This window comes from Arthrobacter saudimassiliensis (assembly GCF_059090665.1).
Genome location: NZ_JBNHFX010000001.1, coordinates 440,896 through 457,701, shown reverse-complemented (window position 1 = coordinate 457,701; position 16,806 = coordinate 440,896). Strand labels below are relative to the sequence as shown.

14 protein-coding genes are annotated in these 16,806 nt (G+C 68.1%); all 14 read left to right on the top strand.

All coding sequences use genetic code 11. The annotated features are described in order from the left end of the window. The first annotated feature begins 9 nt into the window (after nt 1-9). The 14 genes from AC5RV6_RS02070 to rplB all read left to right on the top strand — a co-directional run bounded on the left by AC5RV6_RS02070 (nt 10) and on the right by rplB (nt 16,804). Nucleotides 10-693 (top strand): 3-oxoacid CoA-transferase subunit A, encoded by a 684-nt coding sequence (locus tag AC5RV6_RS02070; RefSeq protein ID WP_494005621.1) that lies wholly within the window; start codon nt 10-12, stop codon nt 691-693. After that, entirely contained in the window at nt 690-1,385 is a 696-nt protein-coding gene (locus AC5RV6_RS02065; RefSeq protein ID WP_494005620.1) for a 3-oxoacid CoA-transferase subunit B, read from the top strand. The genes AC5RV6_RS02070 and AC5RV6_RS02065 overlap by 4 nt, the downstream gene beginning before the upstream one ends. 42 nt (nt 1,386-1,427) lie before the next feature. After that, entirely contained in the window at nt 1,428-2,261 is an 834-nt protein-coding gene (locus tag AC5RV6_RS02060; RefSeq protein ID WP_494006604.1) for an IclR family transcriptional regulator domain-containing protein, read from the top strand. Nucleotides 2,262-2,580: 319 nt separating this feature from the next. Continuing rightward, nucleotides 2,581-2,955 (top strand): 30S ribosomal protein S12, encoded by a 375-nt coding sequence (gene rpsL / locus AC5RV6_RS02055; RefSeq protein WP_494005619.1) that lies wholly within the window; start codon nt 2,581-2,583, stop codon nt 2,953-2,955. Between the two features lies 1 nt (nt 2,956). Then, a complete protein-coding gene (gene rpsG / locus AC5RV6_RS02050) occupies nt 2,957-3,427 on the top strand; it encodes a 30S ribosomal protein S7 (RefSeq protein WP_494005618.1) in 471 nt (156 codons plus the stop codon). Between the two features lie 111 nt (nt 3,428-3,538). Continuing rightward, entirely contained in the window at nt 3,539-5,653 is a 2,115-nt protein-coding gene (gene fusA, locus AC5RV6_RS02045; RefSeq protein ID WP_494005617.1) for an elongation factor G, read from the top strand. A 218-nt stretch (nt 5,654-5,871) separates the two neighbouring features. Beyond that, nucleotides 5,872-7,062 (top strand): elongation factor Tu, encoded by a 1,191-nt coding sequence (gene tuf, locus AC5RV6_RS02040; RefSeq protein ID WP_494005616.1) that lies wholly within the window; start codon nt 5,872-5,874, stop codon nt 7,060-7,062. 919 nt (nt 7,063-7,981) lie between these two features. Then, nucleotides 7,982-13,180, top strand: coding sequence for a hypothetical protein (locus AC5RV6_RS02035; protein WP_494005615.1), 5,199 nt, complete (start codon nt 7,982-7,984; stop codon nt 13,178-13,180). A 46-nt stretch (nt 13,181-13,226) separates the two neighbouring features. Continuing rightward, entirely contained in the window at nt 13,227-13,358 is a 132-nt protein-coding gene (locus AC5RV6_RS02030) for a hypothetical protein (RefSeq protein WP_494005614.1), read from the top strand. A gap of 672 nt (nt 13,359-14,030) precedes the next feature. Continuing rightward, nucleotides 14,031-14,339 carry a 30S ribosomal protein S10 gene (rpsJ, locus tag AC5RV6_RS02025; RefSeq protein WP_146361073.1) on the top strand — a complete coding sequence of 103 codons (309 nt, stop codon included), beginning with the start codon at nt 14,031-14,033 and terminating at the stop codon, nt 14,337-14,339. Between the two features lie 17 nt (nt 14,340-14,356). After that, nucleotides 14,357-15,013 (top strand): 50S ribosomal protein L3, encoded by a 657-nt coding sequence (rplC, locus tag AC5RV6_RS02020; protein ID WP_494005613.1) that lies wholly within the window; start codon nt 14,357-14,359, stop codon nt 15,011-15,013. Between the two features lie 4 nt (nt 15,014-15,017). Continuing rightward, a complete protein-coding gene (rplD, locus tag AC5RV6_RS02015; protein ID WP_494005612.1) occupies nt 15,018-15,632 on the top strand; it encodes a 50S ribosomal protein L4 in 615 nt (204 codons plus the stop codon). Then, nucleotides 15,629-15,934 carry a 50S ribosomal protein L23 gene (gene rplW / locus AC5RV6_RS02010; RefSeq protein WP_494005611.1) on the top strand — a complete coding sequence of 102 codons (306 nt, stop codon included), beginning with the start codon at nt 15,629-15,631 and terminating at the stop codon, nt 15,932-15,934. Before rplD ends, rplW begins: the two co-directional genes overlap by 4 nt. Before the next feature lie 30 nt (nt 15,935-15,964). Beyond that, on the top strand, nt 15,965-16,804 hold the full coding sequence (gene rplB, locus AC5RV6_RS02005) for a 50S ribosomal protein L2 (RefSeq protein WP_494005610.1): 840 nt from the start codon (nt 15,965-15,967) through the stop codon (nt 16,802-16,804). Nucleotides 16,805-16,806 lie beyond the last annotated feature (2 nt).

The window sequence follows — 16,806 nt, the reverse complement described above, 5'->3', positions numbered from 1 at the left end:
AGAGATCACGTGCTGAACATCGTCCAGGACGCCGACGAAGCCGTCGCGTCCATCCACGACGGGGCCACCGTCATGATCGGCGGCTTCGGCCGCGCCGGCCAGCCGGTGGAACTCATCGAGGCGCTGCTGCGCCGGGGGGCCACCGACCTGACGGTCGTAAACAACAACGCCGGCAACGGCGAGGAGGGACTGGCAGCGCTCATCGGTGCCGGCCGGGTGAAGAAGATCATCTGCTCCTTCCCCCGCCAGTCCGACTCGCACATCTTTGACGCGAAGTACCGCGCCGGCGAGATCGAGCTCGAACTGGTGCCCCAGGGAAACCTGGCTGAGCGCATCCGTGCCGCTGGCGCCGGCATCGGCGGATTCTTCACCCCCACCGCCTACGGCACCCCGCTGGCTGAAGGCAAGGAGACCAGGATCATCGACGGCCGCGGCTACGTCTTCGAAACCCCGCTCCACGCCGACTTCGCACTCGTCAAGGCGCTGAAGGCCGACACCGCCGGCAACCTGCTCTACCGCAAGACAGCCCGGAACTTCGGGCCGATCATGGCCGCCGCGGCGAAGAACGCCATCGTGCAGGTCAAGGACATCGTCGAACTCGGCGGCATCGACCCCGAAACGGTGGCCACCCCCGGCATCTACGTCAACACGCTCGTGAAGGTGGCCTCGGAGAAGGCACCGGCAGCGGCATGAGCAACGGAAACGGAACCCCGACAGTGACTGAAACCAGCACCGCCGCAGGCGAACGCCTCGGCCGCAACGAACTGGCCGAACTGGTGGCCCGGGACATCGCGCCCGGCTCCTTCGTCAACCTGGGCATCGGACAGCCCACCCTGGTCTCGAACTACCTCCAGGCGGAGCAGAACGTCACCCTGCATACCGAAAACGGCATGCTGGGGATGGGCCGTGAGGCCCGCGGCGAGGAAATCGACGGGGACCTGATCAACGCGGGCAAGATCCCGGTCACGGAAAACCCGGGTGCCTCCTACTTCCACCACGCCGACTCCTTCGCCATCATGCGCGGCGGGCACCTTGACGTCTGCGTGCTGGGAGCCTTCCAGGTCTCCGCGGCCGGTGACCTGGCGAACTGGCACACCGGCGCGCCCGACGCGATCCCCGCCGTCGGGGGAGCGATGGACCTGGCGACCGGCGCCAAGGAGGTCTACGTGATGATGTCCCTGTTCACCAAGGACGGCACGGCCAAGCTGGTTCCCGAGTGCACCTATCCGCTGACGGGGCTGGGGTGCGTGACGCGCGTCTACACTAATGAGGCGGTGTTCCTCATCACCGCAGACGGCGTCCGGGTCCGGGAGACCTTCGGCATGTCCTTCGATGAGCTCGCCGAGCGCATGGACGTGCCGCTGCTGCCGCCGTCCGCAGGCTAGCCCGTCCTGGGCAGATCACAAGGGAGAGCAGTGCGGGAACTCATGGCTGACGGGGCCGACGCCAAAGCCGGGCCGGTGGAAAGCGCAGCGGTGCCCGCTCCCGCAAGCGACCACTTTGTCCAGTCGCTTGCCCGCGGGCTCTCCGTGATCCGGGCCTTCGACGCCGAACACGTAAGCATGAGCCTCAGCGAGGTGGCCCGGCGGACCGGCCTCACCCGGGCCACGGCGCGGCGCTTCCTGCTCACGCTCACCGAGCTGGGCTACGTGCGGACCGACGGACGGAGCTTCGAGCTGACCGCCCTGGTGCTGCAGCTGGGCTACGCCTACCTTTCCGGGCAGAGCCTGCCCCAGCTTGCCCAGCCGCTGCTGGAGGACCTGTCCCGCGAGATCCACGAATCAACCTCCGCGTCGATCCTTGACGGCAACGAGATCGTCTACGTGGCGCGGATCCATACGCGGCGGCTGATGACGGTCGGCATCGCCGTGGGCACCCGCTTTCCGGCGTATGCCACCTCGATGGGCCGGGTGCTGCTGGCCGGCCTGCCGGAGGAGAAGCTCGAACGGTACATCGCCGACGTCGAACTGGCGCCGCTGACCGAGCGCACCATCACCGATGCCGTGCAGCTCCGGGCGGAGATCGCCAGGGTCCGGGAGCGCGGCTGGGCGGTGGTCGACCAGGAACTGGAAATCGGCCTCCGATCGGTGGCGGTGCCGATCTTCAGCCCCTCCGGGGACGTCGTGGCTGCGCTGAACACCTCCATGCAGGCGACCATGGGCCTGGATGCCCCCGGCCTGGACGAGGCGGCGGACCGGGTGCTGCCGCGCCTGCTGGCGGCGTCGGCTAAGATTACTGCGGCCCTGGCGGCCCGGTCCTGAGGCGGCCCGATCCTGAGCAGGGCGTGACGTTGGTCTCCCGGTCACCCCTCGGCGCGGATGCATGGTAGACTGAAAGCCAATTGTTTGTGTGGCAGTGGATGAAGGCCGCTTGGGAACCTCCGGGTTCACAGGCGGGGCCTGTTTCCGGGTTGCGGGGTTCTTGCGCAACGGATGCCACACTTTTGCACGCCTACGGTCGCTTTCGGCGCGAGTTCCGGAACTTTTCGGGGCAATGCGGCAATGGAACGCCTCCCCGGTTGCCCGGCAGCGGGGCGGGGCAAGCAGAGATTTATCTCGAGAAAAAACGGAGAACTAACCAGTGCCTACAATTCAGCAGCTGGTCCGAAAGGGCCGCTCACCCAAGGTCGCCAAGACCAAGGCTCCCGCGCTCAAGGGCTCCCCGATGCGCCGTGGCGTCTGCACCCGTGTCTACACCACCACCCCCAAGAAGCCGAACTCCGCGCTGCGCAAGGTTGCCCGTGTCCGCCTCAACGGCGGCGTGGAAGTCACCGCGTACATCCCCGGCGTCGGTCACAACCTGCAGGAACACTCCATCGTGCTGGTGCGCGGCGGCCGTGTGAAGGACCTGCCCGGTGTCCGCTACAAGATCGTCCGTGGTGCCCTTGACACCCAGGGTGTGAAGAACCGCAAGCAGGCTCGCAGCCGCTACGGCGCGAAGATGGAGAAGAAGTAATATGCCCCGCAAGGGTCCGGCCCCCAAGCGGCCGCTCGTACAGGATCCCGTTTACGGCTCCCCGCTGGTCACTCAGCTGATCAACAAGGTGCTCGTCGACGGCAAGAAGTCCACCGCTGAGCGCATCGTTTACGGTGCCCTCGCCGGTGCCCAGGAGAAGACCGGGCAGGACCCGGTTGCCGCCCTGAAGAAGGCCATGGACAACATCAAGCCGAGCCTTGAGGTCAAGTCCCGCCGCGTCGGCGGCGCCACCTACCAGGTTCCGGTTGAGGTCAAGCCGGGCCGTTCCACCGCGCTGGCGCTGCGCTGGCTGGTCGGTTACGCCAAGGCCCGTCGCGAGAAGACGATGACCGAGCGTCTGCGCAACGAAATCCTCGACGCCTCCAACGGTCTTGGTGCTGCTGTGAAGCGCCGCGAGGACACCCACAAGATGGCTGAGTCCAACAAGGCCTTCGCCCACTACCGCTGGTAATAAGCCTGGCAGTGGACGTTTGATTCGGATGGCCCTGCTGCCCGCCTCGGGCGGGCAGCAGGGCCACAACCGGATCAGCGCCCGGCAGGCCAACCAAAAAAGGGAGAAACCGTGGCACTGGACGTGCTTACCGACCTGAACAAGGTCCGCAACATCGGCATCATGGCGCACATCGATGCCGGCAAGACCACCACTACCGAGCGCATCCTGTTCTACACGGGCGTCAACCACAAGATCGGTGAGACCCACGACGGTGCGTCCACGATGGACTGGATGGCGCAGGAGCAGGAGCGGGGTATCACCATCACCTCCGCAGCCACCACCTGCTACTGGGACAACAACCAGATCAACATCATCGACACCCCGGGCCACGTCGACTTCACCGTCGAGGTCGAGCGCTCCCTGCGCGTGCTCGACGGCGCCGTCGCGGTGTTCGATGGCAAGGAAGGCGTGGAGCCGCAGTCCGAGACTGTGTGGCGCCAGGCTGACAAGTACAACGTCCCGCGTATCTGCTTCGTCAACAAGATGGACAAGCTGGGCGCTGACTTCTACTTCACCGTCGACACCATCATCAACCGCCTGGGCGCCAAGCCGCTGGTCCTCCAGCTGCCGATCGGCTCCGAGAGCGAGTTCGAGGGCGTCGTCGACCTGCTCGAAATGCGTGCGCTCACCTGGCGCGGCGACGCCAAGGGCGACGTCACCATGGGTGCAAAGTACGAAGTCGAGCCGATTCCCGCAGACCTGCAGGAAAAGGCCGAAGAGTACCGCGCCATGCTCGTCGAGACCGTGGCCGAGGCCAGCGAAGAGCTGATGGAGAAGTACCTGGAGGGTGAGGAGCTCACCCTCGAGGAACTGAAGGCCGGCATCCGCAAGCTGACCGTCAACTCCGAGGTCTACCCGGTGCTGTGCGGCTCCGCGTTCAAGAACCGCGGCGTGCAGCCGATGCTTGACGCCGTCGTCGCCTACCTGCCGAGCCCGCTGGACGTTCCGAACATCAAGGGCCACGACGTCCGCGACGAAGAGGTCATCCTCGAGCGCAGCGCCGACGCCGATGCCCCGTTCTCCGCCCTGGCGTTCAAGGTCGTGACCCACCCGTTCTTCGGGCGTCTGACCTACATCCGCGTCTACTCCGGCAAGGCTGCCTCCGGTGCGCAGGTCATGAACTCGACCAAGCAGAAGAAGGAGCGCATCGGAAAGCTCTTCCAGATGCACGCCAACAAGGAGAACCCGGTGGAGGAAATCACCACCGGTCACATCTACGCGGCGATCGGCCTGAAGGACACCACCACCGGTGACACCCTGTGCGATCCGGCGAACCCCATCGTCCTCGAGTCGATGAGCTTCCCGGAGCCGGTTATCCGCGTGGCCATCGAGCCGAAGACCAAGGGTGACCAGGAGAAGCTCTCCGTGGCCATCCAGAAGCTCTCGGAAGAGGATCCGACGTTCACCGTCGAACTCGACGAGGACACCGGCCAGACCATCATCGCCGGCATGGGCGAGCTCCACCTGGACATCCTGGTGGACCGCATGCGCCGCGAGTTCAAGGTCGAAGCCAACGTGGGCAAGCCGCAGGTCGCGTACCGCGAGACCATCCGCCGTACGGTGGACAAGTACGACTACACCCACAAGAAGCAGACCGGTGGTTCCGGCCAGTTCGCAAAGGTGCAGATCGCACTGGCGCCGCTGGACACCTCCGAGGGCACCTTCTACGAGTTCGAGAACAAGGTCACCGGTGGCCGCGTTCCGCGCGAGTACATCCCCTCGGTGGATCAGGGCATCCAGTCGGCTCTGTCCGACGGCGTGCTCGCCGGTTACCCGGTGGTCGGCATCAAGGCGACGCTGCTTGACGGCGCCTACCACGACGTCGACTCCTCGGAAATGGCGTTCAAGATCGCCGGCCGCCAGGCCTTCAAGGAAGCTGCCCGCATGGCCAGCCCCGTGCTGCTTGAGCCCATGATGGATGTCGAAGTCCGTACTCCGGAGGAGTACATGGGCGAGGTCATCGGCGACATCAACTCCCGCCGTGGCCAGATGCAGTCCATGGAGGACGCTTCCGGCGTGAAGGTCATCCGTGCGCTGGTCCCGCTGTCCGGCATGTTCGGCTACATCGGCGACCTGCGGTCCAAGACCCAGGGCCGTGCGGTGTACTCCATGCAGTTCAGCACCTACGCGGAGGTCCCGAAGGCTGTCGCCGACGAGATCATCCAGAAGACGCGCGGCGAGTAGTAAAACCTCGGCGGCGGTTCCCGCGGACCGCCGCCGCGTGCAGCCGGTTCCGGCCTTCGGGCCGGGACCGGCGGCACAGCCAGACTGAGGCGGCCCAGCCAGGCTGCTGGCAGCCGGCAATTTCAAATAAACATCAGCCCCCGAGTAGACTTACATCAGTTTCAGCTGCGAAAAGCGTGGCTGGAGACCGAGTCTTCTAACCTTTCTAGGAGGAACCCGTGGCGAAGGCAAAGTTCGAGCGGACTAAGCCGCACGTCAACATCGGCACCATCGGTCACGTTGACCATGGCAAGACGACGCTGACCGCTGCCATTTCCAAGGTGCTTGCTGACAAGTACCCCGACCTGAACGAGCAGCGCGACTTCGCGGCCATCGACTCCGCTCCGGAAGAGCGCCAGCGCGGCATTACCATCAACATCTCGCACATCGAGTACCAGACCGAGAAGCGCCACTACGCGCACGTTGATGCTCCCGGCCACGCCGACTACATCAAGAACATGATCACCGGTGCCGCCCAGATGGACGGCGCGATCCTCGTGGTTGCCGCTACCGACGGCCCGATGGCTCAGACCCGTGAGCACGTTCTGCTGGCCCGCCAGGTTGGTGTTCCCTACCTGCTGGTCGCGCTGAACAAGTCCGACATGGTTGAGGACGAGGAACTCCTCGACCTCGTGGAGATGGAAGTCCGTGAGCTGCTCAGCTCCCAGGACTTCGACGGCGACAACGCTCCCGTCGTGCGCGTCTCCGGCCTGAAGGCTCTGGAAGGCGACCCCAAGTGGGTTGCTTCCGTCGAGGAGCTCATGGAAGCCGTTGACAACAACGTCCCGGACCCCGTCCGCGACAAGGACAAGCCGTTCCTGATGCCGATCGAGGACGTCTTCACGATCACCGGTCGTGGCACCGTCGTCACCGGCCGCGCCGAGCGCGGTACCCTGGCCATCAACTCCGAGGTCGAGATCGTCGGCATCCGTCCGGTCCAGAAGACCACGGTTACCGGCATCGAGATGTTCCACAAGCAGCTCGACGAGGCCTGGGCCGGCGAGAACTGTGGCCTGCTGCTCCGCGGCATCAAGCGCGAAGACGTCGAGCGTGGCCAGGTTGTGGTGAAGCCGGGTTCCATCACCCCGCACACCAACTTCGAGGCCAACGTCTACATCCTGTCCAAGGATGAAGGCGGCCGCCACAACCCGTTCTACTCGAACTACCGCCCGCAGTTCTACTTCCGCACCACCGACGTGACCGGCGTCATCACCCTCCCCGAGGGCACTGAAATGGTCATGCCGGGCGATAACACTGAGATGACCGTTGAGCTCATCCAGCCCATCGCCATGGAAGAGGGCCTCGGCTTCGCGATCCGTGAAGGCGGCCGCACCGTTGGTTCGGGCCGTGTCACCAAGATCATCAAGTAATTTGATGTATCTGTAGGAACACCGGATAACGGTTTTCCCGGAAGGCTCCCGCTGCTTCGTGCAGCGGGAGCCTTCCGCCTTTAAGGGCCAACCTGTGCCTGCCGGTTCAGGTGCGGCACCCTGGTCCGGGGCACCTGAACCGGTTGTGCACAGCCCGGGCGGCGGACGCGTAACAGAGCGGACCCCGGGCCTAGGATGGGGGCGTCGGTTCACCTGAAGAGAGCAGAGTCACATGGGGGTAGTCCTGTTCCTTGCCGCGCTTGGCGGAGTTTTCGCGCTGGGCATGGCCGCCGGCCGCTCGCGTGCACGGCGCGAGGCCCGGGGAGCGCTGCCGACCGCAGCCCGCGCCTATGACGAAGGCTTCCACGCCGGATACCAGGCGGCAAGGCAGGACCCTGCCGTCCGGGGACCACAGCCGCCTGCCGCTCCCGGTCCCGCGGCCTCCCGGCCTGCTGCCCCCGTACCCGGACCGTCGGCCACGGGCCCGCGGGTCCCGTCGCTGCTGCCGCCGTCCGCGGCTCCGGGGGAGAGGATGCCTGGCGGGCAGTTTCCGCCTGTCGGCCGGCCTGAACCCCTGCCCAATTACCCTGCCGGTCAGGCACAGGCTCCGGACCCGGCACAGGCCCAGGGCCCGGCGCAGGCCCCGCTACCGCCACAGGCTGCGGTACCGCCCCAGCCGCCGATCCCGGCAGCGCCATCGGTTCCGGCGCCGTCTCCACGCGACTTCCTGTTCGGACCCGGACAGCCGGCCGTCGGCCAGCAGGAGCACGAGCCTTCTCCGGAAGAGCTTCAGGCCCGGAAACGGCGCCGCGACCTGCGCAACATCAACATCACCCTCTATACGGCCAGCCTGCTCCTCGTTGCGGCTGCGGGACTTTTCATCGGCACGGCGGTCCCGGAGCCCGCACGTTTTGGTGGCGTGCTGCTGGCCACGGCGCTGTTCTACGCTGCGGGCCTGCTGGTCCATGCCCGCAGCAGGCGGCTGCGGCCGGCCGCGACGGCATTCACCGGCACCGGTCTTGCCCTGATTCCGGTGACCGGGGTCGCCCTCTACAGCTTTGTGGTTCCCGACGGGCCGGCGGCGTGGCTGCTGACCTCCGCCGCGGGGACGGTGGCGTTCGCCTATGCGGCTGCCAAACTCGACAGCCGGGTGGTTGCCTACCTTGGCGTCACGTTCCTGCTGTCCACCGGGCTCGCATTCGGCGCGGCACTGCGCGGCGGCCTGATCTGGTATTTCCTGCTCACCGTTGTCCTTGCCACGCTCATCAGCCTCGCCGCGGTCCGTCGACCCCGGTGGGTCCATCGGCTCTATCTTGAGGCGTTCGTGGCCTCCCACCGCTTCCTGGTGCCGGCGGTGGCCGTGGGCGTGGTCCTGACCGCCGGAGAAACCGGCAGGTGGCCCTTTGCCCTGGTCTTCCTGTCCTTCGCCGCCTACTACGCGGTGCAGCTTGCTACGGGCCCGCGCGCAGAGCACCGCATCAACGGGTATGCGCTGAGGGCCGCGCTGACGGTCACCGCCTCGGCGCTGGCCTATGCCGCCACCGCCGAACCGCCTGCAGCGGCCGCCGCCGTCGTCGCCGCGTCGGCAGGGCAGCTGCTCCTGGTGCTTCGCAGCCCTGAAAGCTATCCCGGGTCAGCAGTTCCCTTCCCCGCCCGATGGCACGGCACGGCGCCGGCCAGCCAGGCTGGCGGGAAGGTTCCGGGGGCCGCGGTGCGCGCCGACGCCGGGGTGCTGCTTACCGTCTCGGTCCTCGCTCTGGTCATGCTGGCAGCCTGGACGGCAGGGGACGCACAGCCGTGGTTCGTTCCCGTGTTCGTAGTCTGCGCCGGACTGCTGCAGGGCATCTTCCTCGCCGCCGGGAAACTCGGCAGGGCATTCGAACGCACCGCCCTGGCAGCGCCGCTGGTGGCGCTGATGCCCAGGCTGGCTGCGCCCGACACCGGCACGCTGTGGGGCGGGATCTGTGCATTGTCGGTGCTGTGCGCCTGGTACGCAGCCGAAGCCATCCGCACACAGGCTGCGGAGGCTGCCCCCGTCCTGCTCGCACGTGCAGCAGGCGTGCTCCTGGCACCGCTCACGGTCCTTGCGCTGCTGGAGCCGTCACCGGAAGCGGCAGACTATGCCCTGGGCGCAGGTTCCGCCGCGGCGTTGGCTGCCCTGCTGACGACGTCCGGCCGAGTCGCCGCCGGACGCAGGGAGCACCATGCCGCCCCGGCGGCCGCGGCGGCGGGGGCTCTCGCCGCAGTGCTGGCGGCTTCCGTCCGGGCGGCGGAGTACCCGCAGACCACGGTCAGCGGCGTGCTCCTGTGGGTTCTGGCCGGCGCGGGCATCGTTGCATCCCTCCTGCTGACCGTACGGCGGGGAACCGACGGCGCCAGGCAGCTGCGGATCGTCGGAGCGGTCCTGGCGCCGGCCGGGCTCGCTGCCGCGGCGCTGCTCGGCGGCGGGCTGCTGGGCTGGGGCGGCTACGCGCTGCTGACTGCGGCCGGCCTTTTCTACGCTGCCGTCATGGCGGTGCGAGCCGGGGAGGCGGAGCAGCGCAGCGTCTACCTGCTGATGTCCCAGCTGCTGCTCGCACTGACGGTCGTGCTCGCCGCCGGCTGGCGGCACGCCGAACCAGGAGAGCTTTACCTCGCAGGGGCGCTGACGCTTTTCCTCGCGCAGGGGGCCCGGGCGGATCTCGACACCACCGGGCGGTTCGGGCTGCCGGAGCCTCCCCGCTGGGCCAGCGCGGGGGTGCTTCTGCTGGTCGCCGCCGTTGGCGTCTTTGACGGCCGGGTGGGGGAGCAGCACGCCGCCGCGCTGGCGGTCCTGGCCGTGGGCACTCCGGTCGCGTGGGGCATGTTCGCGCGCCTGAGGCAGGGGCGGGGCTCGGGCGCGTGGACCGACGCCGACCTGTATATCTTCAGCGCAGCCGGCGGCCTCGCCCTGCTGCTGCCCGTGCTGGGGCAGTCCATCGACCGGAACGTCACGCTGGCCCTTATCTGGGCCTGGCTCGCCGGGAACACTGCGGTGGCGGGGTCCTGTCGGTCGCGGATGCCGGAACTGCTGGCCCCCGCCGGGTTCATCTGGTCAGCCCTGGCCGGCATGGGCGTGCTGGGGGTCCGCGGATACCTGCTGCTGTCCGTCGCCGCCCTGCTCTGGTTCGGCTGGCGCGGCCTTGGGGCAGGTCCGCTTCGGGGCGTCCAGCTGCTGGCCGCCCAGGCCCTGGCGGCGGTCACGGCGGGACTGGCCGCATCGGAGGCCGGCGGCGGTCCGGGGACGGTGTTCATTGCCACGGCTGCTGTCACGGCGGCCCTGCACCTGGGACGTGAGCTGTTCTTCTCCCGCCTGGCCGCCTTGGGGGCTGCGCAGACCGCCCGCTGGGTGATGCTGCTGCTGCTCCTGGTTCTGCCGCTGGTCTTCAGCGCCGTCCCGGGGGCCGGGGCAGCGGATCTGCGGGTGCTGGTTTTCCTCGCGGCGGGCGCGGCAGCAGCGACGCAGCTGAGCGCCGCCGTCCGCGTGGCCGGGATGCTTCGGACGTCGGAAGCCGGCGCTCCGGATGCACCGTCGGCCAGCGGGCACGGCGCCGGGTCCGGACCGCGCAGGGTATCCACGGGCACCGGGGACGTGTATACCGCTGCGGCGGCCGCAGCGGCGGGCTGGGCGGCGGTCGGCACGGACCGCTGGTTCCGCTTTGAGGACTCAGGCCCTTCTTTGGCCCTGTTGTGGGGTGTGCTTGCCGCGGGAACGCTGACCGCCGCTCTGCTCTGGCGGTCTGCGGAGCCGGCCAACGGAGACGGGGCGGTGCCCGGCCGCCCCGCCCGGCCAGCCGGCTCTGCCCGTGGCGTTGGCGGTTCGGACGCCGAGCCGCGGCCCGGAGGGGGCTCCGCCTTCCCCGACGGCACCGGCGAAGCAACAGGGCACGGCCCGGGAGGATCCTTCCGGAGCCTTGCCGCGGCATGGGGAACATCGATGGGAGCCGCCGGGTTCCCTGCCGCCGCCGCAGGCGGAGCCGGCCTCCTGGGACTGCGCGGCTATGAACTGCTGGTCGGAGCAGCGCTCGGTTACTGCCTGGCATACATCGTGGCTTCCGGGCCCCGCTTCCGGTCCCTGCATGGCCTTGGCGTGCAGGGGCTCACGGTCCTGCTGGCCGGGCTGGCGGCCGCCGACCTTGTGGGCGCCGAAGCCGGTGCCGGCGGGGACAGTGGAGCGGTGTGGCTCGGTGTCGCCGCCCTGGCTGCGGTGCTGCAGGTCCTGCGCGTAGTCCTCCACCCGCGGCTCCGATCCGCGCATCTGGCCGCCGCCGGCGTCGGGCATGCGGCGGAGTATGCGACCTACGTACTCCTGGCAGCGCTGCCGCTTGTCTACCAGGCCGCCGCTGCCGGGCAGGCACGCCGCGACACGACAGCGGCCTTGATCCTGTTCCTGGTCCTGACGGCTGGAGTCGGGGCGCTGCGCGGCAGGAGCGTCGGCGGACTGGTCACAGCACTGGCAGCGGCCCCGGCCGTACCCCTGCTGCTGGCCGGATTCCCGGACCTGGCGGATTCCGATCTGCTGCCGAAACCCGTCCCGGGGTGGGCGGCCGCGCTCCTTTTGGCCGGACTGACTGCCGCGGTGCTGCGCGGACACGTGGTGTGCGGCGGATTGCGAGGGGCGGGCGCTGCGCCCGGTGCCGCCGCAGGGTCCGCGCATGCCCCCGGATCTGGGGCAGCTTATCTGGCTGCGGCCTGCCTTTATCCCCTCCTCACCGTGCTGCCGGCACTCCGTGACGCCGACCCGCTGCCGGTGGCGATCGGTGCGGGCACCGCGGCTGCCGTGCTGCTGACGGCGTCCTTCACCGCACGGCGGCCGTGGCTGGCAGCAGGATTCGTCGCCGCTGTCTGCTGCTGCGCGGCGGCGTTCTTCGCCTGGTTCCGGACCGACCTGCTTCAGGCACGGGTCCAGCCGGACGCGGCCCTGCTGTGGCAGGCATGGATTGCCGCCCTGGTCCTCGCCGCCGCACGCCTGCTGCTGTCGCTGCGGGACGACCAGCCTGCGAACGCGCTGCGCGCGCGGATTACCGGAGCCGCCGGCGCGCCCCTGCTGGCCGCCGCCGGCATCGCGGCCATGGCCGGCTACGGCAGCAGCGCCGTGGTCGGGTCCTTCACCCTGCTGGTCGCACTGATGGCAGCAGTGGCCGAGGTGCCGTCCCACCGCCGCGAAGCCGCGGCGGAGGCCGCCCTGTTCCCGGGAGCGCTCGCCGTCGAGCGGATCCTCTGGTTCTTCCTGGGTGTCGATTGGTTCTGGTCCCTCCAATACTGGGTGCTTATCCTCGCACTGCTCGCGGCCTGGGAACTCCGCCGCGGCAGGGACAGGCGGGGGAGCGGCTTCCTTGTCGCGGCCGGCGCCATCCTGTCCTCCGCAGGGCTCGTCACCGTGGTGGACGGGGATACGGACAGGCAGCTGTGGGCGCTGCTGGGGCATGCCGGGCTGCTCGTCTTCGGCCTGCTGAATGCGCGGCGCCTGTTCGCGGTCTGGGGCGCGGCCGGCATTGCGCTGGCCGTCCTGTGGTACCTGCGCGGCTACACCTTCGTGCTGCTGGCGCTGCTGGCGGTGGCACTGATCGCCCTGGCGGTGTGGCGGCTGGTGCGGGTGCGAAGCGACGGACCAGACGAGCCGGGCAGTAGTGGCGATGACGGTCCGCTCCCGCCCCCGCCCGCCCCGGGACAGAGCCCGCTGGCTGCGCCTGATGCGGGGACGCACGGGTCCGGCTCATGGTCCCCGCCCCAGGAGTACCAGGGTGAATCGAGGACGTACCAGGGTGAATCGAGGGCTCCGTGGCACCCGCCGGCGCAAACGGGACAGCCCGGGCGAGGTTCGTTCGCTGCCCCCGACCCAGCCGGTGCCCCTGACCGAGCCGGTGCCCCTGACCGAGTCGGTGCCCCTGACCTGGGCGGTGCCCCTGACCCAGCCGCTGCCCCTGACCTGGGCGGTGCCCCGGGCCTGGGTGATGCCTCCGACCAAGGCGCCCCGGACCGAGGGAATGTCCCCGGCCGAGGGAACGGGGCCGGCCAGGGGAGCGCGCCTGGCCAGGGCGGCGCGTTCGGACCGTGGGCGCCCCCGGGGGAGGGGAGCAGTGGAGGGCGGCGGAGCTGACGGTGCGCCGGATCCACGGCGGTTCCGGTTCCGGTAGGCTCGCTGCATGGAATTGTTGATAGTCCTTGGCGCCGCGGCCGCGGTCGCCGGCGGCACGGTCTGGGTGCGCCGGAACTTCCGCAGCGAGATCGACCGTGCCAAGCGCATCAGGCGCGCCAGGCGCGGCGACGGCAGGTAGGCAGCACAAGGCGTGCCGGCCGCGCGACCGCCCTGGTGGCCCGCACGGCAACGCAGCACCGGACCGTTCCGCTGCACTGGACCGCTCGGCAACGCTGGGCTGCCGCCGTGCTGCACGGGGCCGCCGGCCCGCAACCCGTAGCGCCGGCACGGCCCGCACCACAGTTCGATCCGGCTCGGCGGCTGCGCTAGACTGGACAGCGCGCCGCATCCTGTGCGGCGCGGGAAAAACTGCACCCGTCAACGACGGTGCACATATCAACGGGACACTTCTTCGGCCCGGTGCCCAACGGCACCGAACCGGGCGGGCGGAGAGGCCGATTGGCCATCCGTGCCGGTTTCTGGCACACTGGAGAAGTTGTTCAAGCGCTTTTGTGCCCGCACGTGCCCTCAGATCGACTTCGGATGCACGTGATGAGATCTAGTCCCGGCCGGGATAATGCCCGGCGCAGGGTCGGGTCCTTCAGGGGAAGAGCCCAAATATAACCCGCCCCCATTCTTGCCGGGCGCCGGTTTCGGACCGGCGACACGCCCGAGCGCGGGGGTCGGAGCCTCGGCAGGGTGAGGAACCCGGATTTATCCGGATTCAGTCTGTCGGAGGGGTGCCGGGTCCGCCAGGACGCCGGGCACGACAACTGTACAGAGCAAGACTCGAAGAAAGAGGCACGACGCCATGGCGGGACAAAAAATCCGCATCCGGCTGAAGTCGTACGACCACGAGGTCATCGACGTATCAGCCCGGAAGATCGTTGAGACGGTCACGCGTGCAGGCGCAACGGTGGTAGGCCCGGTGCCGCTGCCCACGGAGAAGAACGTTTACGTTGTCATCCGTTCGCCGCACAAGTACAAGGACAGCCGCGAGCACTTCGAAATGCGCACGCACAAGCGTCTGATCGACATTATTGACCCCACGCCGAAGGCCGTTGACTCGCTGATGCGTCTTGACCTGCCCGCAGACGTGAACATCGAAATCAAGCTGTAGGGGAGGAGAGGATACATATGTCTACTTCGCTTACACGCCAGGTCAAGGGCCTGCTGGGCACCAAGCTGGGCATGACCCAGGTCTGGGACGAGAACAACAAGCTCATCCCGGTCACCGTGGTCCAGGCTGACTCCAACGTCATCACCCAGCTGCGCAACGCAGACAAGGACGGCTACACCGCCGTGCAGATCGGCTACGGCCAGATCGACCCGCGCAAGGTGACCAAGCCGCTCGCCGGCCACTTCGAAAAGGCAGGCGTGACCCCGCGCCGCCACGTCGTTGAGCTGCGCACCGCTGACGCCGACTCCTACGAGCTGGGCCAGGAACTCTCCGTTGAGATGTTCGAGGCCGGCCAGAAGGTCGACGTCGTCGGTACCTCCAAGGGCAAGGGCTTCGCCGGTGTCATGAAGCGTCACGGCTTCTCCGGCGTCGGTGCCTCCCACGGTGCCCACAAGAACCACCGCAAGCCCGGCTCCATCGGCGGTGCCTCCACCCCCGGCCGCGTCTTCAAGGGTCTTCGGATGGCCGGCCGCATGGGCGCCGTCCGTCACACCACCATGAACCTCACGGTTCACGGTGTGGATGCCGAGAAGTCGCTGCTGCTGATCAAGGGCGCCGTCCCCGGTGCCCGCGGCCAGGTCGTCCTCGTACGCAGCGCCGTGAAGGGAGCTTAGTCTCATGGCAAACGTAACCACTGTCGAATTCCCCGCGGAGATCTTCGACGTCCAGACCAACGTCCCGCTGCTGCACCAGGTTGTCGTGGCCCAGCTGGCCGCTGCACGCCAGGGCACGCACAAGACCAAGACCCGCGCCGAGGTTTCGGGCGCCGGCCGCAAGCCCTTCAAGCAGAAGGGCACCGGCCGTGCACGCCAGGGCTCCATCCGGGCCCCGCACATGACCGGCGGCGGCGTCGTCCATGGTCCCGTGCCGCGTGATTACAGCCAGCGCACCCCCAAGAAGATGAAGGCCGCCGCCCTGCGCGGAGCCCTCTCGGACCGGGCACGCAACGGCCGTATCCACGTCCTCGAGTCCCTGGTCTCCGGCGAGAAGCCGTCCACCAAGGATGCACTGGGCGCCCTGCGCTCGGTTTCCGACCGCAAGAACCTGCTCGTTGTCATCGAGCGCGCCAACGACGTTGCCGCACTGTCCGTGCGCAACCTCGCCGAGGTCCACGTGATCTATGTAGATCAGCTGAACACCTACGACGTGCTTGTTTCCGACGATGTGGTCTTCACCAAGGCTGCCTACGACGAGTTCGTCGGCAAGAACACTGTCAAGGAGGACGCCAAGTGAGCGCGACCACCGGCAAGGATCCGCGCGACGTCGTCATTGCACCCGTCGTCTCGGAAAAGAGCTACGGCCTGATCGACGAAGGTAAGTACACCTTCCTGGTCGACCCCCGCTCGAACAAGACCGAGATCAAGCTGGCCGTGGAGAAGATTTTCTCCGTCAAGGTCGACTCGATCAACACCATCAACCGTGCAGGGAAGCGCAAGCGGACCAAGTTCGGATGGGGACAGCGCAAGAACACCAAGCGCGCGATTGTCACCCTGAAGGAAGGCACGATCGACATCTTCGGCGGTCCGCTCAGCTAGGGCGGAGACCACTTTAACGAGGAATAAATAATGGGAATCCGTAAGTACAAGCCGACTACCCCGGGCCGTCGCGGCTCGAGCGTAGCCGACTTCATTGAAATCACGCGGTCGACGCCGGAGAAGTCCCTGGTGCGTCCGCTGCCCAAGAGCGGCGGCCGGAACAACACCGGTAAGATCACGACCCGTCACAAGGGCGGTGGCCACAAGCGCCAGTACCGCGTGATCGACTTCCGCCGGCATGACAAGGACGGCGTTGCCGCCCGCGTCGCCGAGATCGAATACGATCCGAACCGCACCGCGCGCATTGCGCTGCTGCACTACGTTGATGGCACCAAGCGTTACATCCTGGCTCCGAGCAAGCTCAAGCAGGGCGACCAGATTGAGGCCGGTGCAGGCGCCGACATCAAGCCGGGCAACAACCTGCCGCTGCGCAACATCCCGCTGGGTACCGTGATCCACGCTGTGGAGCTGCGTCCGGGCGGCGGTGCCAAGATGGCCCGCTCCGCCGGCGCCTCCGTGCAGCTGGTCGCCAAGGAAGGCCGCTTCGCGCAGCTTCGCCTGCCCTCGGGTGAAATCCGCAACGTGGACATCCGCTGCCGCGCCACCGTTGGAGAGGTCGGCAACGCCGAGCAGTCCAACATCAACTGGGGCAAGGCCGGCCGTATGCGCTGGAAGGGCGTCCGCCCGACCGTCCGTGGCGTTGCCATGAACCCGGTCGACCACCCGCACGGTGGTGGTGAAGGCAAGACCTCCGGTGGCCGTCACCCGGTCAACCCGAACGGCAAGCCCGAAGGCCGCACCCGGCGCCCCAATAAAGAGAGCGACAAGCTTATTGTGCGTCGCCGTCGTTCCGGCAAGAACAAGCGATAGGA